The 18,474-nt window shown below is 69.8% G+C and carries 21 protein-coding genes; 8 read left to right on the top strand and 13 right to left on the bottom strand.

Annotated elements, in window-relative coordinates; genetic code table 11:
* Positions 1-42: 42 nt before the first annotated feature.
* The 4 genes from gatB to ASD59_RS07190 form a co-directional block, all read right to left on the bottom strand.
* Positions 43-1,536, bottom strand: coding sequence for an Asp-tRNA(Asn)/Glu-tRNA(Gln) amidotransferase subunit GatB (gene gatB, locus ASD59_RS07205; protein ID WP_055830303.1), 1,494 nt, complete (start codon positions 1,534-1,536; stop codon positions 43-45).
* 2 nt (positions 1,537-1,538) lie between these two features.
* Positions 1,539-3,017, bottom strand: coding sequence for an Asp-tRNA(Asn)/Glu-tRNA(Gln) amidotransferase subunit GatA (gene gatA / locus ASD59_RS07200; RefSeq protein WP_055830300.1), 1,479 nt, complete (start codon positions 3,015-3,017; stop codon positions 1,539-1,541).
* A 1-nt stretch (position 3,018) separates the two neighbouring features.
* On the bottom strand, positions 3,019-3,306 hold the full coding sequence (gene gatC / locus ASD59_RS07195) for an Asp-tRNA(Asn)/Glu-tRNA(Gln) amidotransferase subunit GatC (protein ID WP_055830298.1): 288 nt from the start codon (positions 3,304-3,306) through the stop codon (positions 3,019-3,021).
* Between the two features lie 81 nt (positions 3,307-3,387).
* Positions 3,388-3,915 carry a hypothetical protein gene (locus ASD59_RS07190; protein WP_055830296.1) on the bottom strand — a complete coding sequence of 176 codons (528 nt, stop codon included), beginning with the start codon at positions 3,913-3,915 and terminating at the stop codon, positions 3,388-3,390.
* 73 nt (positions 3,916-3,988) lie between these two features.
* Between ASD59_RS07190 and ruvX the strand changes: the two genes are divergently transcribed.
* Genes ruvX through dprA form a run of 6 tightly spaced genes read left to right on the top strand, consistent with a single transcriptional unit; the run spans position 3,989 to position 9,447 of the window.
* Positions 3,989-4,465, top strand: coding sequence for a Holliday junction resolvase RuvX (gene ruvX, locus ASD59_RS07185; RefSeq protein ID WP_055830294.1), 477 nt, complete (start codon positions 3,989-3,991; stop codon positions 4,463-4,465).
* Positions 4,462-5,382 (top strand): AEC family transporter, encoded by a 921-nt coding sequence (locus ASD59_RS07180; RefSeq protein WP_055830291.1) that lies wholly within the window; start codon positions 4,462-4,464, stop codon positions 5,380-5,382. Before ruvX ends, ASD59_RS07180 begins: the two co-directional genes overlap by 4 nt.
* A 50-nt stretch (positions 5,383-5,432) precedes the next feature.
* Complete coding sequence (locus ASD59_RS07175) at positions 5,433-6,416, top strand: aspartate carbamoyltransferase catalytic subunit (RefSeq protein ID WP_055830289.1); 984 nt, start codon at positions 5,433-5,435, stop codon at positions 6,414-6,416.
* A complete protein-coding gene (gene pyrC, locus ASD59_RS07170; protein ID WP_055830287.1) occupies positions 6,413-7,699 on the top strand; it encodes a dihydroorotase in 1,287 nt (428 codons plus the stop codon). The genes ASD59_RS07175 and pyrC overlap by 4 nt, the downstream gene beginning before the upstream one ends.
* A gap of 15 nt (positions 7,700-7,714) precedes the next feature.
* A complete protein-coding gene (gene plsY / locus ASD59_RS07165; protein ID WP_055830285.1) occupies positions 7,715-8,356 on the top strand; it encodes a glycerol-3-phosphate 1-O-acyltransferase PlsY in 642 nt (213 codons plus the stop codon).
* Entirely contained in the window at positions 8,353-9,447 is a 1,095-nt protein-coding gene (gene dprA, locus ASD59_RS07160) for a DNA-processing protein DprA (RefSeq protein WP_156376964.1), read from the top strand. Before plsY ends, dprA begins: the two co-directional genes overlap by 4 nt.
* On the opposite strand, the gene ASD59_RS07155 is transcribed toward dprA, so the two are convergent.
* Positions 9,444-9,683, bottom strand: coding sequence for a hypothetical protein (locus ASD59_RS07155; RefSeq protein ID WP_055830283.1), 240 nt, complete (start codon positions 9,681-9,683; stop codon positions 9,444-9,446). The two genes, dprA and ASD59_RS07155, sit on opposite strands and share 4 nt — an antisense overlap.
* Before the next feature lie 162 nt (positions 9,684-9,845).
* Here ASD59_RS07155 and topA point away from each other — a divergent pair, with 162 nt between their 5' ends.
* Positions 9,846-12,482, top strand: coding sequence for a type I DNA topoisomerase (topA, locus tag ASD59_RS07150; RefSeq protein WP_055830281.1), 2,637 nt, complete (start codon positions 9,846-9,848; stop codon positions 12,480-12,482).
* A 42-nt stretch (positions 12,483-12,524) separates the two neighbouring features.
* On the opposite strand, the gene ASD59_RS07145 is transcribed toward topA, so the two are convergent.
* The 3 genes from ASD59_RS07145 to ASD59_RS07135 all read right to left on the bottom strand — a co-directional run bounded on the left by ASD59_RS07145 (position 12,525) and on the right by ASD59_RS07135 (position 14,551).
* A complete protein-coding gene (locus ASD59_RS07145; protein ID WP_055830278.1) occupies positions 12,525-12,947 on the bottom strand; it encodes a J domain-containing protein in 423 nt (140 codons plus the stop codon).
* Positions 12,948-12,951: 4 nt separating this feature from the next.
* On the bottom strand, positions 12,952-13,791 hold the full coding sequence (locus ASD59_RS07140; protein ID WP_055830276.1) for a division plane positioning ATPase MipZ: 840 nt from the start codon (positions 13,789-13,791) through the stop codon (positions 12,952-12,954).
* A 115-nt stretch (positions 13,792-13,906) separates the two neighbouring features.
* A complete protein-coding gene (locus tag ASD59_RS07135) occupies positions 13,907-14,551 on the bottom strand; it encodes an SPOR domain-containing protein (protein WP_235561748.1) in 645 nt (214 codons plus the stop codon).
* Positions 14,552-14,653: 102 nt separating this feature from the next.
* Here ASD59_RS07135 and panC point away from each other — a divergent pair, with 102 nt between their 5' ends.
* Entirely contained in the window at positions 14,654-15,526 is an 873-nt protein-coding gene (gene panC, locus ASD59_RS07130) for a pantoate--beta-alanine ligase (protein ID WP_055830273.1), read from the top strand.
* A gap of 17 nt (positions 15,527-15,543) precedes the next feature.
* Here panC and ASD59_RS07125 read toward each other — a convergent pair whose 3' ends face one another.
* The 5 genes from ASD59_RS07125 to ASD59_RS07105 form a co-directional block, all read right to left on the bottom strand.
* The gene (locus ASD59_RS07125; RefSeq protein ID WP_156376963.1) at positions 15,544-15,813 is read right to left on the bottom strand and encodes a hypothetical protein; all 270 of its coding nucleotides are present in this window, start codon (positions 15,811-15,813) and stop codon (positions 15,544-15,546) included.
* Entirely contained in the window at positions 15,810-16,097 is a 288-nt protein-coding gene (locus ASD59_RS07120) for an I78 family peptidase inhibitor (RefSeq protein ID WP_055830269.1), read from the bottom strand. The genes ASD59_RS07125 and ASD59_RS07120 overlap by 4 nt, the downstream gene beginning before the upstream one ends.
* A gap of 23 nt (positions 16,098-16,120) precedes the next feature.
* Positions 16,121-16,309 carry an I78 family peptidase inhibitor gene (locus ASD59_RS14740; protein WP_055830267.1) on the bottom strand — a complete coding sequence of 63 codons (189 nt, stop codon included), beginning with the start codon at positions 16,307-16,309 and terminating at the stop codon, positions 16,121-16,123.
* A gap of 122 nt (positions 16,310-16,431) precedes the next feature.
* Positions 16,432-16,893, bottom strand: coding sequence for a DNA polymerase III subunit chi (locus ASD59_RS07110; RefSeq protein WP_055830265.1), 462 nt, complete (start codon positions 16,891-16,893; stop codon positions 16,432-16,434).
* A gap of 23 nt (positions 16,894-16,916) precedes the next feature.
* Positions 16,917-18,392: a leucyl aminopeptidase gene (locus ASD59_RS07105; protein ID WP_055830262.1), complete on the bottom strand. Its 1,476-nt coding sequence runs from the start codon at positions 18,390-18,392 to the stop codon at positions 16,917-16,919.
* Positions 18,393-18,474 lie beyond the last annotated feature (82 nt).

Below are 18,474 nucleotides of genomic sequence, written 5' to 3'. Positions count from 1 at the left end.
GCCGACATCCCTCCCCATAAAGGGGAGGGAGAACGCGGGCCCCTACAGCCCCAGCTTGGCCTTCAGGATGTCGTTCACGGCCGCCGGGTTGGCCTTGCCGCCGGTGGCCTTCATGACCTGGCCGACGAACCAGCCGAGGGCCTGGGGCTTTTCGGCGACGGCGGCGGCCTTGTCGGGGTTGGCGGCGATGATGTCGTCGATGGCTTTCTCGATCGCGCCGGTGTCGGTGACCTGTTTGAGGCCGTGCTGCTCCACGACCTCGGCGGGCGAGCCTTCGCCGTTCCAGACGTGGTCGAAGACCTCCTTGGCGATCTTCGAGGAGATGACGCCGGTCTCGATCAGCTCGACCAGCTGGGCGACATGGGCGGCCGGGACCGGGCTCTGGCCGAAGTCGAGGTTGTCGGCGGCGAGGCGGGCCGACAGCTCGTTGGTGACCCAGTTGGACACCAGCTTGGCGTCACGGCCTTTCGCGGCGGCCTCGAAATAGTCGGCCTTGGCCTGTTCCGAGATCAGCACCACGGCGTCGTATTGCGACAGGCCGTAGTCGGCCATCAGGCGGCGGCGCTTGGCGTCCGGCAGTTCCGGCAGGTTCGCCTTGATGTCATCGATCCAGGCCTGCTCCAGCTCCAGCGGCAGCAGGTCCGGATCCGGGAAATACCGGTAATCCATCGCCTCCTCCTTGGAGCGCATCGAGCGGGTCTCGCCGGCCGTGGGGTCGTAGAGGCGGGTCTCCTGGTCGATCTTGCCGCCGTCCTCGAGGATCTCGATCTGGCGCCGGGCCTCATAGTTGATGGCCTGGGAGATGAAGCGGAACGAGTTGACGTTCTTGATCTCGCAACGCGTGCCCAGATGGCTGAAGTCTCCGGTCGCCTTGTACTTGGCGTACTGGCCCTCGCGGCAGACCGAGACGTTGACGTCGGCGCGCAGGTTGCCCTTCTCCATGTCGCCGTCGCAGGTGCCGAGATAGATCAGAATGGTTCTGATCTTCTTGACGTAAGCCACGGCTTCCTCAGGAGAACGAATGTCGGGACGCGACACGATCTCCATCAGGGCGGTGCCCGCGCGGTTCAGGTCGACATAGCTCTCGGTCGGCGACAGGTCGTGGATCAGCTTGCCCGCGTCCTGCTCCAGGTGCAGGCGTTCGATGCCGACGTTGAAGAAGGAGCCGTCCTCGGCCTCAACCTCGACGACGCCCTCGCCGACGATGGGGAAGTAGAGCTGGCTGATCTGATAGCCGGTCGGCAGGTCGGGGTAGAAATAGTTCTTGCGGTCGAACTGGCTGCGTCTGTTGATCTGCGCATTGAGGCCGAGGCCGGTGCGGACGGCCTGTTCGACGCAGTGACGGTTCAGCGTCGGCAGCATGCCGGGGAAGCCGGCGTCGACCAGCGACACCTGCTCGTTCGGGCCGGCGCCGAAGCCGACGGCGGCGCCCGAGAACAGCTTGGCCTTCGACGCCACCTGGGCGTGGATCTCCAGCCCCATGACGATTTCCCACGGGCCGGTGCGGCCGTGGATGAGTTTGGATGTGTCGGTCATGCTCACCACCACTTCTCGGGCCTGGCGACAAACCCCGCCGCCTCTTCCAGCGCGCTCGCCACCTGGAACACCGTCGCCTCGTCCAGCGCCTTGCCGATGACCTGAAGGCCCAGCGGGAGGCCGCCCTTGTCGAGGCCGGCGGGGACCGAGATGCCCGGCAGGCCGGCGAGGTTGGCGGTGACGGTGAAGATGTCGTTCAGATACATCTGCAGCGGGTCGATCTGCCTGTCGCCGATCGCGAAGGCCGCTGATGGCGTAGACGGCGTCAGGATGGCGTCGACCCTGTCCCAGACGGCGTCGAAATCCATGGCGATGCGGCGGCGGACCTTGAGCGCCCGGACGTAGTAGGCGTCATAGAATCCGGCCGACAGGACATAGGCCCCGATGGTCAGGCGGCGCTGGACCTCCTTGCCGAAGCCCTCGGCGCGGCTGGTCTCGTAGAGGTCGGTCAGGGAGGTGGTCCCCTCGGCGCGGTGGCCGAAGCGCATGCCGTCGTAGCGGGCCAGGTTGGACGAGGCCTCGGCCGGGGCGATGATGTAATAGGCCGGCAGGGCGTATTTGGTGTGCGGCAGGCTGATCTCGACGATCTCGGCGCCGCCGGCCTTGAGCCATTCGACGCCCCGGTCCCACAGCTGCTGGATCTCGGCGGGCATGCCGTCGACGACATATTCCTTCGGCACGCCGATGCGCAGGCCCTTGACGCCCTTGTTCAGGGATTGGGTCCAGTCGGGGGTCTCGACGTCGAGGCTGGTCGAGTCCTTGACGTCGAACGAGCACATGGACCGCAGCAGGATGGCGGCGTCCTCGACCGTCTTCGTGATCGGGCCGGCCTGATCCAGCGAACTGGCGAAGGCGACCATGCCGAAGCGGCTGGCGCGGCCGTAGGTGGGCTTGATGCCCACCGTGCCGGTGAAGGCGGCGGGCTGGCGGATCGAACCGCCGGTGTCCGAGGCGGTGGCGGCGAGGCACAGGTCGCCGGCGACGGCCGAAGCCGAGCCGCCGGAGCTGCCACCGGGAGTCAAGTCTGCGTTGGAAGCCGTTGACTTCCATGGGTTCACGACAGGGCCGAAGGCGCTGGTCTCGTTGGACGAGCCCATGGCGAACTCGTCCATGTTGAGCTTGCCCAGCATGACCGCGCCGTCGCGCCACAGGTTGGCGGTGACGGTCGACTCATAGGGCGGGACGAAGCCGCGCAGCATGTTGGAGCCAGCTGTGGTCTGGACGCCGTCGGTGCAGAACAGGTCCTTGATGCCCAGAGGCGCGCCTTCGAGGGCGCCGCCCTCCCCCTTCGCCAGCCGGGCGTCGCAGGCGCGGGCCATGGCCAGCGCCTTGTCCGTGGTCTGGACGACATAGGCGTTCAGGCGCGGGTTGGCGGCGTCGATGTTGGCGACGAAGGCCTTGGTGATCTCCTCGGACGAGAAGGTTTTCGCCTTCAGGCCGTCGAGGGCGGCCTTGAGGGTCAGTCTGGTCAGGTCGGACATTCTATTCGACCACCTTGGGCACGACGAAGAAGCCGTCGGCGGACCGCGGCGCATTTCCGAGCACGTCGGCGACCTTGCCGCCGTCGGTGACGACGTCGTCGCGCAGGCGCAGGGGCTGGGCCACATTGGAGGTCATGGGCTCGACGCCCGTGACGTCGACCTCGTTGAGCTGTTCGATCCAGGCGAGGATGCCGTTCAGCTCCGCGGCGAGCGGTTCGAGCCGGTCTTCCGGGGTCTTGATGCGGGCGAGGTGCGCCACGCGGCGCACGGTCGCGGCGTCGATGGCCATGCGGCCCTCCAATTGCGAAACCAGAACGGGCGGGATTAGCCGCCCGGCCCCGGTTTCACAAGGATTCTGACGGCGTGGCCGCTATCTCGCCGGCGCGACCGTCACCGTGGGCGGGACCGAACCGTCGGCCGCGACGGCCCAGCCGACGATGACGTGGCGGGTGCGCTCGCCAATCGCACCCGCGGCCTCGTCCATCGTACTTTCCCGGATCTCCAGATCAACCCGTCCCGGCGCTTCCGACAGGACGCGGTAGCCGAGGACGTCGCCGAGACGGAACACGCGCCAGCCCTCCGCCGGATCGTGGAAGAAGGCGAGGTAGGTGTAGAGGCCGTTCATGGCCGGATCGCCGCCGGCCGTGCCGAACAGCTTGGCTGTCAGGGAGCCTTGGTTCTTCAGCGCGTCGAGACTGACCACCGAGGCGGCCGTCTGCACGTCCGGCGCGGCGTCGGGCTGCAGCGTGGCGGCGGGGCCCGAGGCGGTCAGGGGCGCGGCAGCGGGCGCCGTGGCGGCGGCCTGTTCGGCGGGCGGAACCTCGGCCTTGCGGGTCTCGACCTGGGCGTCGCAGGCCGCGAGCCCCAGGACGGCGACAAGGAAGGTGACTGGCTTCATCGGATGTTCCCCCATCAACGACAGCTCCACCTTGCACTTTGACAGGGCGGCTCGCCAGTCCTACCGCCAGACCGTGACCGTTCTATCGCTGAAAGACCTCGCCGCCTCGACTCCGCCCGGCACGCCGTGGCTGGGGCTGGACCTCGGCGAGAAGACCATCGGCGTCGCCGCGTCCGACGTCACCCGCATGATCGCCAGCCCGCTGTCGCTGATCCGAAAGACGAAATTCACCGACGACGCCCATGCGGTGCTGAAGCTGATGGACGGGCGCAAGGCCTCGGCCCTGGTCATCGGCCTGCCGCTGAACATGGACGGCAGCGAGGGGCCAAGGGCGCAGTCGTGCCGGGCCTTCGCCCGCAACCTGCAGCGCATCCGCGCCGTGCCCTGCGCCTTCCAGGACGAGCGGCTGTCGACCAGCGCGGTCGAGCGGTTCCTGATCGGGGAGCTGGACCTGACCCGCAAGCGGCGCGCCGACGTGGTCGACCGCACCGCCGCCGCCTGGATATTGCAGGGCGCGCTGGACCGGTTGAGGGACCAGGCCGGGCGATGAGCGCCTTGCTGACCGGGATCGTTCCCGTCTTCGCCATGATCGCCCTCGGCTGGGGGCTGAAGAAGCGCGACTTCCTGACCGATGACGGCTGGCGGGCGGTCGAGCGGCTGACCTATTTCGTCTTCTATCCGGCCTTCCTGATCCCGGCCGTGTGGCGCGCCGATTTCGCAGGCGGCGCGGCGGGGCCCGTGGCGACGGCCACGGTCGCCGTCGCCCTGACCGTCGCCCTGCTGACGGTTCTGGCCAAGCCGTTGATGCGGATCAGCGACCCGGCCTTCACCAGCGTGTTCCAGGGCGTCATCCGCTGGAACGGCTTCGTCTTCCTGCCGGTGGCGGGCGCGGTGTTCGGAGAACCGGGGCTCGGCGTGGCGGCGGTGGCCTTCGGGGTGCTGGCCCCGGCGCTGAACGTGGTCTGCGTGCTGGTGCTGGCGCGATGGGGCGCGGGTCAGGGCGGCGGCTGGCGGCTGGCGCTGTCGTCGCTGGCAAGAAACCCGATCATCTGGGCCTGCGGAATCGGGGCGGCGCTGAATCTGGCGGGCGTTCCAAAACCCGATCTGCTGATGGCCGGGTTCGACCTGATGGGCCCCGGCGCCATCGCCCTGGGCCTGATGACGGCCGGGGCCGGGCTGAGCTTCCGCTACGCGGCGTCGCGGCCGGTGCTGATGTTGACGGTGACGGCGATCAAGCTGATCGTCCTGCCGCTGGGCATGTACTGGCTGACCGGCGTGCTGGGCGGAGACCGCATGGCGCAGGGACTGGCGCTGCTGGCCGGCGCCTCGCCGGGCGCGGCGGCCTCCTATGTCATGGCGCGGCAGATGGGCGGCGACGCGCCCCTGATGGCGGGGGTCGTGGCCCTGACCACGGTGGTCAGCGCCTTCACCATTCCGATCCTGCTGGCGCTGTTCGGCTATATCTGACCACGGAGCGGCTTCCGTTCCGACGGAGACGGCCCTATAGCCGGGCCTCGATGAGCCAGCCCGCCGCCCTCACCGATCTGATTCTCGAGCGGCTGGCGCCGTTCCCGCGCAGCCATTTCCTGTCGGCCGGCGACCTGAACGCCGCCACCACCCCGCCGCTGCTGGACCTGGCCGACGCCTTCGTCGACTTCAACCGCCAGTCTTCGAAGTCGCTGGACCTGATGCGCGGGCGCACGGTCATGAACCTGTTCTTCGAGAATTCGACCCGCACCAGCGCCTCGTTCGAGATCGCGGCCAAGCGGCTGGGCGCCGATGTGACCGCCCTGAGCCCCCGCACCTCCTCGACCGCCAAGGGCGAGACCCTGATCGATACGGCGGCGACGCTGAACGCGATGAAACCGGACGTGCTGGTGGTGCGCCACGGCGCTTCGGGCGCGGCGGCCCTGCTGTCGCAGAAGGTCGGCTGCGCCGTGGTCAACGCCGGCGACGGGCGGCACGAGCATCCGACCCAGGCCCTGCTGGACCTTTTGAGCCTGCGCCGCGCCTTCGGCGACGTCGGCGGGCTGACCGTCGCCATCTGCGGCGACATCGCCCACAGCCGCGTGGCGCGATCCAATGTCTCGATGCTGTCGATGATGGGCGCGCGGGTGCGGCTGATCGGGCCGCCGACCCTGGTGCCCGGCGACGCCGACCGCTGGGGCTGCGAGGTCTTCCACGACATGCGCGAGGGGCTGAAGGGCTGCGACGTGGTGATGATGCTGCGGCTGCAGCTTGAGCGGATGGAGGGGGCGCTGGTGCCCTCGACGCGCGAATACTTCCGCTTCTGGGGTCTGGACCGCGAGAAACTGTCCTGGGCCAACGCGGGCGCGAAGGTGATGCATCCGGGGCCGATGAACCGCGGCGTGGAGATCGATTCCGACGTGGCCGACGACCTGACGGTGTCGCTGATCCAGGACCAGGTCGAGATGGGCGTCGCGGCGCGCATGGCGGTGCTGGCGGCATTGTCGGCGCGGCTGGATGGAGCGGCGGCATGACGGCTGTCGCCATCCTCAACGCCCGGCTGCTGGACCCGGCGACCGAGTATGACGGTCCCGGCGCGGTGCTGGTCGAGGACGGCCGCATCACGGAGGTGATCCACGGCGCCGGCGCGGTCGCGCCGGATGGCGTGACGGTGCTGGACGCGGGGGGGCTGTGCCTGTCGCCGGGCCTGATCGACATCCGGGTCAAGACCGGCGAGCCGGGGGCGGAGCCCAAGGAGACGCTGAAGTCAGCCAGCCTGTCGGCGGCGGCGGGCGGGGTCACCACCATCGTCATCCAGCCTGACACCGATCCGGCCATCGACGATCCGGCGATGATCGACTTCATCCTGCGGCGCGGGGCGGCCCTGGGGCTGGTCAATGTGCGCGCGGCCGGGGCGGCGACCAAGGGCCGCGACGGCGTTCGCATGGCCGAGATCGGCCTGATGGACGAGGCGGGCGCCCTGTATTTCACCGACGTCGACCGGGTCATCGCCAACACCCGCACCCTGCAGCGGGTGATGAGCTACGCCGCCGCCTTCAACGCCCTGATCTCGTGCCGTCCGGCCGATCCGTGGCTGAGCGAGGGCGCGGTGGCCACCTCGGGCGAACTGGCCACGCGGCTGGGGCTGGCCTCGGCCCCGGCGCTCGCCGAACGCATCCAGCTGGAACGCGACCTGGCGCTGGTCGAACAGACCGGCGCGCGCTTCCTGGTCGACCAGATCTCGACCGCGGACGCGCTGGAGACCCTGGCGCGGGCCCGGGCGAAGGGGCTGGAGGTCGCCGCCTCGGTGTCGATCAACCACCTGTGCTTCAACGAGATCGACATCGGCGACTATCGCACCTTCTACCGGCTGGACCCGCCGCTGCGCCCGGAGGGTGACCGGCAGGCGCTGATCGAGGCGGTGCGCGACGGCCTGATCGACGCCATAACCAGCGCCCACGCCCCAGCCCCCGCCGAGGACAAGCGCCGGCCGTTCGCCGAGGCGACGCCGGGCGCGGTCGGGCTGGAGACGCTGCTGCCGGCGGCCCTGTCGCTGCACCACGCGGACGGGCTGGATCTGCTCGACATCCTGCGGCCGCTGACCCACGGCCCGGCGACCCTGCTGGGGCTGGAGGCCGGGGTGTTGAGGGCCGGAGCCCCCGCCGACCTGATCCTGTTCGACCCCGGCGCGCCGGTCGTCGTCGACGCCGACGCCCTGAAGTCGAAATCGAAGAACTCTCCGTTTGACGGGCGCCGTCTGCAGGGGCGGGTGTTGATTACCGTCGTCGCGGGCCGCATCGTTCACAACGCGCGCTAAGAGGGAGCGAATCACTTGCAGGATCTGGTCGGACCCGCTCTCGGGACGGTCGCCCTCGTGGCGGTCGGCGGCTATCTGCTGGGCTCCATTCCGTTCGGGGTGATCCTGACCCGCCTGGTGACGGGCGAGGACGTGCGCAGCATCGGCTCCGGCAATATCGGCGCGACCAATGTGCTGCGGACCGGACGCAAGGATCTGGCCTTCGCCACCCTGATCCTGGACGCCGGCAAGGGCGCCGCCGCCTATCTGATCGCCCAAGCGTTGTTCCCGGGCGTACCGGCGTTGGCGGCCATCGCCGGCGGCGCGGCCTTCCTTGGCCATCTCTTCCCCGTCTGGCTGGGCTTCAGGGGCGGCAAGGGGGTCGCGACCTTCTTCGGTCTGTTGCTGGCCGCCGCCTGGCCGCTGGGCCTGCTGGCGGGAGCGACGTGGCTGCTGGTCGCGGCGCTGTTCCGGATGTCGTCGCTGGCGGCCCTGCTCGCCGCGGCCGCCGCGCCCGTCTACGCCATACTGCCGCTGGCCACGCTCGGCCGGCCCACCCCGGCGCCGGTCGCAGCGCTGGCGCTGTTCACCGCCCTGCTCATCTGGATCCGGCACCACGAGAACATCGCCCGGCTGCTGAGGGGGACGGAACCCCGCATCGGCGCCAAAAAGGGGTGAACCCCTCGCCGCCCCTGTCGGAGGCGGAGCGATTCGCGCGGCTGAGGCTGGCGCGCACCGACCGGGTCGGGCCCGTCACCTTCCGCCAGCTTCTGGACCGGTACGGCACGGCGGAACGCGCGCTGGACGCCCTGCCCGAACTGGTCCGCCGCGCCGGCGGCCGCGGCGACGGTCCGCCGTCCGTGGAGCAGATCGAGGCGGAATGCGCGGCGGGCGGCCGGATCGGGGCCCGGCTGATCGTGCTGGGGGACGCCGGCTACCCTGAACCCCTGGCGGCCTGCGATCCCCCGCCGCCGGTGCTGTGGACCCTCGGCGAGGCCGATCTGATGTCCCGCCCCTGCATCGCGATCGTCGGCGCGCGCATCGCCTCGGCCGGCGGCCAGCGGATCGCCCGCGGCCTGGCCCAGCAACTCGGCGAGGCCGGCCATGTGGTCGTCTCGGGACTGGCGCGCGGCATCGACGGCGCGGCCCATGCCGGCGCCCTGCCCACGGGCACGGTGGCCGTGCTCGGAGGCGGCGTGGACGACGTCTATCCGCCCGACAACGCCGACCTCTACCGCCAGATCGCCGAACAGGGCTGCATCGTCTCGGAAAGCCCGGTCGGCGCGAAGGCCCAGGCGAAGGACTTTCCGCGCCGCAACCGCATCATCTCCGGCCTGTCGCGCGGGGTGATCGTGGTCGAGGCCGAGCTAAGGTCCGGTTCGCTGATCACCGCCCGGCTGGCGGGGGAGCAGGGCCGCGACGTCTTCGCCGTGCCGGGATCGCCGCTGGACCCCCGGTCGCGCGGCCCCAACGAACTGCTGCGGCAGGGGGCGATCCTGTGCGAGGGACTGGAAGACGTGGAGCGCGCCTTCTCGACCCTGCGCACCCTGCGTGAACCTGAGGCCGGTAATCCCTTCAGCGGGGCCGCCGACGAGGCGGACGCGGCGCTGATCGAGCGGGTCGCCGCCCTGCTGTCGCCCACGCCGACGCCGCGGGACGAACTGGCCCGGGCGGCCGCCGCCCCGATCGGCGCCGTGGCGGCGGCCCTGCTGGAACTCAGCCTGGCGGGACGCGCGACCTTGCTTCCGGGCGGCCTGGCGTCCAGCTAGGGACGGCGCCGGGCCAGGGCGATTGATCGGGACATCGGCCGCACGGCCAGGTTCGCCGCCGCCTCCAGCGCCGTGGCGAGGGCATCGTCGCCGACGCCGCGAGCCATCTGCGCGAGTTCGGCGGCGAGATCGCCGACATACTCCCTCACCGGCCCGGCGCAGGCTACGACCCCCTGCGGCTCGATGGCGCGCGGCGGCGTGGCGGCGGCGGCTGGAGATAAACTCTGGTCGGACATTTCTGACTCCTGCTCCGGGTCCGGAATAGACACAACCACACCGTGTTATGCAAGATATCATATCCTATTTAAGGTTGTGCCTTGCCAGCGCCGATTGACAGCGGGCCTCGCGCCAACCACGTTCCGCCCCCTTTCCGCGCCCTTCCAAGGCCCCCTCCCCGCATGAACCTCGTCGTCGTCGAGAGCCCCGCAAAGGCCAAGACCATCAACAAATATCTGGGCCCGGACTTCACCGTCCTGGCGTCCTACGGGCACGTCCGCGACCTGCCGTCCAAGGACGGGTCGGTGCTGCCTGACGACGATTTCGCCATGTCGTGGGAGGTCGACGCCAAGGCTTCCAAGCGGCTGAGCGAGATCGCCGAGGTCGCCAAACGCTCCGACCGCGTCATCCTGGCGACCGACCCCGACCGCGAGGGCGAGGCCATCAGCTGGCACGTGCTGGAAATCCTGACCAAGAAGAAGGTGCTGAAGGACACGCACGTCGAGCGCGTCACCTTCAACGCCATCACCAAGAGCGCCGTGCTCGAGGCGATGGCCAATCCGCGCCAGATCGACATGGAGCTGGTCGAGGCCTACCTGGCCCGCCGGGCGCTGGACTATCTGGTGGGTTTCACCCTGTCGCCGGTGCTGTGGCGCAAGCTGCCGGGCGCGCGCTCGGCCGGGCGGGTGCAGTCGGTCGCCCTGCGCATCGTCGTCGATCGCGAGCTCGAGATCGAGGCGTTCAAGGCGCAGGAATACTGGTCCGTCGAGGCCGACCTGGCCGCCGACAGCCCGCCCTTCACCACGCGTCTGGTCAAGCATGCCGGCAAGCGGGTGCAGCGGCTGGACATCACCTCGGAAGCCATGGCGGCCGCGGCGCGCGACGCCATCAAGGCCGGGACCTTCACCATCAGCTCGGTGGAGAAGAAGCCGGTCAAGCGTGCGCCGGCCCCGCCCTTCATGACCTCGACCCTGCAGCAGGAGGCCTCGCGCAAGCTGGGCTTCACGGCGCAACGCACCATGCAGGCGGCGCAGAAACTGTATGAGGGCGTCGACGACCAGGGCGGTCTGATCACCTATATGCGGACCGACGGTCTGTCGGTCAGCCCGGAGGGGATCGCCCAGGCGCGCGAGGTCATCGGCGACCGCTTTGGTCCGGCCTACGTCCCGGAACAGCCCCGCTATTACAAGACGAAAGCCAAGAACGCCCAGGAAGCGCACGAAGCCATTCGTCCGACCAACATGACCCGGGCGCCGGAGACCCTGCGTCTCGATGGCGACCTGCAGAAGCTGTACGAGCTGATCTGGAAGCGGACCATCGCCAGCCAGATGGAGTCGGCGCGTCTGGACCGGACGACGGTCGAGATCGAGGAGCCGACCGGCCAGACCGGGTTGCGCGCCACGGGTCAGGTCGTGGCCTTCGACGGCTTCATGGCCGTTTACGAGGAAGGCCGCGACGATAAGCCCAAGGACGGCGGCGACGACGAGGACGACACGACCCGCCTGCCCGCGCTGAAGGAAGGCGCGATCGCCAGGGTCGAGGCGGTGCGCACCGACCAGCATTTCACCGAGCCGCCCCCGCGCTTCTCGGAAGCGACCCTGGTCAAGAAGCTGGAAGAGCTGGGCATCGGCCGGCCGTCGACCTACGCCTCGATCCTGACGACCCTGCGCGACCGCGAATACGTCCGCATGGACAAGAACCGGTTCATCCCGGAGGACAACGGACGGCTGGTCACGGCCTTCCTCGAACAGTTCTTCACCCGGTGGGTCGAATACGATTTCACCGCCGCGCTCGAGACCCGGCTGGACGAGGTCTCGGCCGGCGAGCTGGACTGGAAGGTGGTGCTGCGCGAGTTCTGGCAGCAGCTGAAGCCCGCGACCGAGGCCGTCACCGCCCGTCAGGGCGTGATCGACGAGCTGGACACGGCGATCGGCCCCTTCCTGTTCCCGGACAAGGGCGACGGAACCGACCCGCGGCTATGCCCCCTGTGCAAGAGCGGCCGGCTGCATCTGAAGGCCAGCTTCAAGATGCGGTCGTCCTTCATCGGCTGCTCCAACTATCCGGAATGCCGCTACACGCGCGGGTTCGGCGCGGCCAGCGAGGTCGAGGACGGCGGCGACCGGGATCTGGGCGTCGATCCGGCCACGGGCCAGCCCGTAGCGCTGAAGATCGGCCGCTTCGGGCCGTATGTGGAAACGACGCCGCCGGGCGAGGAGAAGCCGAAACGCTCGTCCCTGCCCAAGGGCTGGTCGCCCGCGTCGCTGACGCTGGATCAGGCGCTGCGCCTGCTGGCCCTGCCGCGCGAGGTCGGGATGCATCCGGAGGACGGCAAGCCGATCACGGCCGGCCTCGGCCGCTATGGCCCGTTCGTGCTGCACGCCGGGACCTACGCCAATGTCGCCGACATCGACGAGGTGTTCGAGGTCGGGCTGAACCGCGCGGTCGTGCTGCTGGCCGAGAAGCGGGCCGGCAAGTTCGCGGGGCGCGGCGGGGCCGCGGCGCCGCTGAAGGACCTGGGGGCGCACCCGGAGACGGGCGAGCCGATCCACGTCATGGCCGGGCGGTTCGGCCCCTATGTGAAGTCGGGCAAGATCAACGCCACCCTGCCCAAGGGCACGGCGCCGGAGGATCTGACGCTGGAACAGGCCCTGCCGCTGCTGGCGGCGCGGGCGCTGGCGGCCCCGGCGAAGGGGAAGAAGGCGCCGGCGGCCAAGAAGGCGGCGGTGAAGAAGCCGGCGGCCGCGGCCAAGAAACCGGCCGCCAAGAAGGCTGCGGCGAAAAAGCCTGCGGCCAGGAAGACCGCCAAGCCGGCGGCCTGACCACACTTTCTCCCTCCCCACTTCGGGGGAGGGAGAATGCCGTCACCGTTTCAGCAACCTGTCCCTCGCCGCGTTCAGGCGGGCGGCGAGGCCTTCGGTGCCACCCTGGTCCGGGTGGGCGCGGCCCATCAGGCGGCGCCAGGCCGCGTTGACGGCTTCGGGCGAGGCGTCAACGGCTACGCCGAGGATCGACCGGGCTTCGGAATCGGACAGGGTCTCGGTCCGACGCGCCCCGACGACCCGCTGACGCGACGCCACCGTCAGCCACAGGCCCGCGCCGATCAGGCCCACGGCGGGCAGCCAGGCTCCGCGGAAGGCCAGCAACACCCCGCCCCCCAGCATGACCGCGCTGAACAGGGTGGCGGCGACGCGCCACTGACCCCGGCGGGGGCCCTCGCTCTGGCGTCCCAGCCGGACCAGGGCCCAGACGGCGATGGCGGCCAGGACCAGCCAGATGAGGCTCAAGACGTCATGCCGCCGCGTCGAGCGGGGCGTCCAGGGCGCCGCTGTCCAGACCCAAGGCCTGCATCAGATTGCGCATCTCCTGGCGGGCGGCGACGTGGGCCAGGGACACCGCCACGGGCCGGACGTCGTTGGACAGGTCGGCCACGGTCAGGCCGAACGGGAACAGTTCGCGATAGATGACGCGGTCGCGCAGGCCCGGCCCCATGCGGAAGCCGACGCGGCGGGCCAGCTTCTCCATCCGCTCTTCCAGCCGCTGGCGGTTGCGGGCGGCGGCGACGGCGAGGCGGTTGGTGACCACGATCCAGTCGATCTGGGCATGACGGCCCTGGGTGATGGCGCGCTGTTTGCGGGCCTCCCAGACGCTTTCGGAATAGATCGAGGGCTTGAGCAGGTCGAGGGTGACGGGATCCACCGAACCCAGCAGGTCGAAGTCGACGAAACTGTCGTTCATCGGGGTGACGATCTGGTCGGCGAGGCCGTGGGCCGTGCGCGACAGCAGGGTGTCCCCGCCCGGGGTGTCGATCAGGATGACCTCGGCCGAGGCGCGCGCCTCGGCGAAGGCCGCCTCGAACCGGGCCAGTTGCTCACCCTCGCCAGCCCGGGCCAGGGCCTTGCCGTCGCCCATGTCGGGCTCGATCGGCATCGGGAGGGTCTGGCTGTTGCCCGCCATCCAGGCGGCGCGATTGGCGAAGAATTTGGCCATCGACCGCTGGCGCAGGTCGAGATCGATGATGGCCACGCGCTTGCCCGCGTGCAGCAGGGCGGTGACGATGTGGATGGCGAGCGTGGACTTGCCCGCCCCGCCCTTCTCGTTGCCGACGACGATGACCGTGGGGTCAGCCATGGGGACTCATACCTGTGTGGGGCCGCCGACTCAGACGCGCGGCCAGGACAGGCAGAATCGCGGCCGCGGGGCCCGGCGTCAACGCAGCGGAACGGCAGGGCTGTGGATGCGCGGCTCAGGCCGTGCGGCGGCACCAGGGATCATCGACTCCCGCCGCGGCGCAGACGGCGGCGGCGCCCGCGGCCGGAGCGCGGACCTTGAGCCGGGTCAGGCGGCGACCGCCGACGTCGACGGCTTCATAGACCGGCGACAGGCCATCGAGGGCCCAGGCGGCCCCGCCGCTCTTGAGGCGGGCCCAGGCGGCGCGGGCCGAGGCTTCGCTGGAATAGGCGCCCAGCTGCACCAGGCCACGGCCGGCGGCGGGCGCGGCTGTCGTCGCTGCCGGCCGGTCCTTGATGGCGGGCCGAAGCCCGGCGCTGACGGCGGCGGCGTCGATCCGGGTCGACACCTGTTGCGCCACGGCGTCGGCCATCGCCGGCGCGGCGGCCGCCACAAGGCGCGGGGCGGCGCGTTCGACCATGCCGTTCATGTCGGCGTCGCGAGCGTCCCAGAGGGCATGGGGATCCAGCACCTCGACCCGGATCGCGGGACGCAGGGCGGGTTCGGCGGAGGCGCGGTGAATTGCGGGCGCGGGCCCAGGCTGGCGCTGACCATCCAGCGGGATCGCCGCCACGGATTCCGCAAGGGTCTCGAAACGATTCGGATCACTCTCGACCATGCCGCAGGCGCTCAGGCCCATGGTGGCGAGAAGGACAAGCACTGGACGGATCAGGAGGCTCGGCGTCATAAGCCAACCCTCGCACGGCGGCCTTTGCCGCACGGTTCACAAGCACGCTTAAGGCGAAGGGTTAATCCGTTCATCATGACCGAGCCCGATTCCCTTCCCGTCGTCCGCACGGTCGCCGCGCTGCGTGAACAGGTCAGCGCGTGGAAACGCCATGGGTTCACCGTCGGCTTCGTTCCGACCATGGGCGCGTTGCACGAAGGTCACTTGACCCTGGTCCGAGAGGCCGGCCGTCGGACGGACCGCGTGGTCGCCAGCGTCTTCGTCAATCCCACCCAGTTCGCCGCGCACGAGGACCTGGGGTCATACCCCCGGCGGGAGGCGCAGGATGCGGAGATGCTGGCCGGCGCGGGTTGTCATCTGTTGTTCGCGCCCACGGTCGAGGAAATGTACCCCGAGGGGTTCGTCACCGCCGTCAGCGTCGGCGGGCCGTCGGCGGGGCTTGAGACCGACTTCCGTCCGCACTTCTTCGGCGGCGTGGCCGTGGTGGTGGCCAAGCTTCTGAACCAGGTCCAGGCGAACGTCGCCGTGTTCGGCGAGAAGGACTATCAACAGTTGATGGTGGTTCGCCGGATGGCCCGCGACCTCGACATCCCGACCGAGATCGTCGGTTCTCCCACCGAGCGCGACGGCTACGGCCTGGCCCTGTCGTCGCGCAACGCCTACCTCGGCGAAGCCGAACTGGAGACCGCGCGGCGGCTGAACGGCGTGCTGGCCGAGGCCGGGGCGCAGGCGACGGCGCGACGTCCGCTGGCGGCGATCGAACGCGACGCCCACGCGGCCCTGCTGAAGGCGGGGTTCGAGCGGATCGACTACGTCGCCGTCCGGCGCGCCGACGATCTGGCGCCCTTCCGCGACGGCGTGGTGGATGCGCCGGCCCGCATTCTGGCGGCCGCCTGGCTGGGCCGGACGCGGCTGATCGACAACATGGCGGTTTCGCCGCCGACCTGACGCCCGGTCGGGCCGGATCAGCCGCAGTCGACGCGTTCGATGATCCCCGTCGCCTGATTGAAGCGGATATTGAGCCGATCGGGACGCAGGTCCTTCGTCGTCGGGCAGGTCGTGCAGACGATGCGGACGTTGGCCCCGGCCGGGAAATCCACCGCTCCGACATGGGAGCCAACCAGCGACCGCGACGCCACGGCGTCGCATCGTTCAGGACCAGGCGTCGCGCCCGGCGTTTCGACCGGGGCGCATGAGGCCAGCGTCATGGCGGCGGCGACAATCGCGCCCCTCATCCGCATTTGACCTCGCGGATGATCCCGGTCCGCTCTTCATAGAGGATGTTCAGTCGGCCCGGGTTGTAGTCCATCGTCACCGGACAGGTGGTGCAGGTGACGCGCCAGGTCTCGTTGGCCGGTCTGGGCGGCAGTTCGGTGCGGCTGCGGCCGAGGTAGCGCTGGTACTGGTCGGCCCGGCACGTGCTCGGGCCGTCGGAGGGCGCGGTCGCGCCGCCCTCTTCCATCGGCGCACAGGCGGCGGCCAGCAGGCCGGCGGCGAGGCTGATAAACAGGGTCTTCATCGGCGTCGTCTCCCTTGATGGCCTCAGCCGCAACGAACCTGTTCGACGATCTGCGTCTGCTCGTTGAAGAAGATGTTCAGGCGTTGAGGCGAATAGTCCTCGGTCACCGGGCAGGTCGTGCAGGCGACCCGGCGGTTCACGACGTCGACGGGAACGGGGATTTCGGTCTTCCGTTTCCCGACCAGCCATTGCAGCTCGCCGGCGCGGCACATGTCGACGGTCGGATAGGTGGGCCGGGAACCGACAGGCTGGCTCAGCTGCGCCTCTTCGACGGTGCGCGGCGCCGCGGCGTCAGAGGCGGGCGTCGAACAGGCGGCCAGGGCCGCGAGGGCGATCAGGCCGCCTTTTCCCAGCGGCCTTCGGGCGACTGTTTCCAGTAGGCCAGGTTGCCCCCCTGATCCTTCAGCGCCTTCCAGCGGACCCGTGCGCCGGTCAGCGCCGCCTCGTCCCGTCCGTCGAAGATGATGAAGCATCGGTCGAAGCCTTTCGTGTCGCCCAATTCAGAGCCGTCCACAATGAACAGCGCCTGAGCGGCGTTCGGGTTCTCGGTCGTTTCGGTCAGCAGGATGGGCTGGCGCGGCGCCTCCGCCTCCGTGGCCCGGCCGTGGGCCAGGAAGCTCTCGTCGCGATACGTCCACAGCCGCTCGTCGATATCGTCGAGCAGGCGCGGGTCAGACGCGCGGACCAGAGCCTTCCAGCCCCGTTCGCGCGTCTTCTCCAGCAGGCCGGGCAGGACCTGGTCCAGCGTCGAGCGCTCGAGATGGTAGAACCAGATTTCCGGTGCTGCCTCAGACATCCGGCTCTACCTCCCGCCCCCGCTCAGGACTCGTAGGCGTCGGCCACCATGCGGTCGAGCGTGCGGACGCCCCAGCCGACGGCGCCGTCGGGCACGGTCGGGTTCTTCGAGTCCTTGATCCAGGCGGTCGGGGCGATGTCGATATGCGCCCAGGGCGTGCCGTTGGTGAAGCGCTGCAGGAACAGGGCGGCGGTGATCGAACCGCCCGCGCGGCCGTTTCCGGTGTTCTTCACATCGGCGATCGGGGTGTCGATGTGGCGCTCGTAGGCGGCCGGGATCGGCATCCGCCAGGCGTTCTCGCCGACCTTGGGACCGGCGGCGAGGAAGTTGTTCGCCAGTTCGTCCGAGTTGGAGAAGACGCCGGCGTATTCCAGCCCCAGGGCCACGATCATGGCGCCCGTGAGGGTGGCCAGGTCGAGCATGAATTTCGGCTTGAAACGTTCCTGGGTGTACCAGAGGCAGTCGGCCAGGACGAGGCGGCCCTCGGCGTCGGTGTTCAGGACCTCGACCGACTGGCCCGACAGCGACATGACCACGTCGCCCGGCCGCTGCGCCGCGCCGTCGGGCATGTTTTCGACCAGCCCGAGAACGCCGACGACGTTGACCTTCGCCTTGCGGCCGGCCAGCGCGTGCATCAGGCCGGCCACCGCGGCCGCGCCGCCCATGTCCCACTTCATCTCTTCCATGCCGTCGGCCGGCTTGATCGAAATGCCGCCGGTGTCGAAGCAGACGCCCTTGCCGACGAAGGCGATGGGCTGGTCGCCCTTCGCGCCGCCGTTCCATTTCATGATGGCGACCTTGCTTTCGCGCACGCTGCCCTGGCCGACGGCCAGCAGGGTGCGGAAGCCGAGCTTCTCAAGCTCCTTCTCGCCCAGGATCTCGACTTCGAGGCCCAGTTTTTCGAGGCCCTTCACCCGCTTGGCGAACTCTTCCGGGTACAGGACATTGGCCGGCTCGCTGACCAGGTCGCGCGAGAATTCCACGGCCTCGGCCACGGCGGCGAAATCCGCCCAGGCGGCCTGGGCGGCCTTGGGGTCGGCGGCCACGATGCGGATGGTCTCGATCGACGGCGTCTTTTCGGGCTTCAGCGTCGTGCGGTATTTGAGGAAGCGATAGGCGGCCAGACGGGCTGCGAAGGCGGCGCGCGCGGCCTGGGCCGCCGACAGGTGTGACACATCGATGGTCAGCGCCGTCGCGCCCGACAGCTTGACCGCGTGATAGGCGGCGCCGGCGGCGGCCTCCAGGGCGAGGTCGTCGAATTTGGTCGGATCGCCCGCCCCCGTCAGGACGATGGCGCCCGCATCCACGCCCGCGGGAGCGGCCACGATCAGGGTGCTGTTGGACCCGCCGGTGAAGCGGCTGGCGGTCATGGCGCGGTTCAGGGCGCCCGATGTCGCGACGTCGAGGCGGCTGCCCGTCCCGACAAAGGTGCGTCCTTCATTGACGAGGACGGCGAGAACCTCGGGGGCGCTCGCGGACGCGACGAATTCGATCTTCATTTACTACTCCCGCCGGGCGGTACGCCCCGGTCTGGTGTCGATTGGGATGAGCGCGCGCGGTTTCACGGGCGCGGTCGGGTGT

The sequence above is a fragment of the Brevundimonas sp. Root608 genome (assembly GCF_001427825.1).
Lineage (GTDB): Bacteria > Pseudomonadota > Alphaproteobacteria > Caulobacterales > Caulobacteraceae > Brevundimonas.
This window is presented reverse-complemented; position numbering and strand designations above follow the sequence as displayed.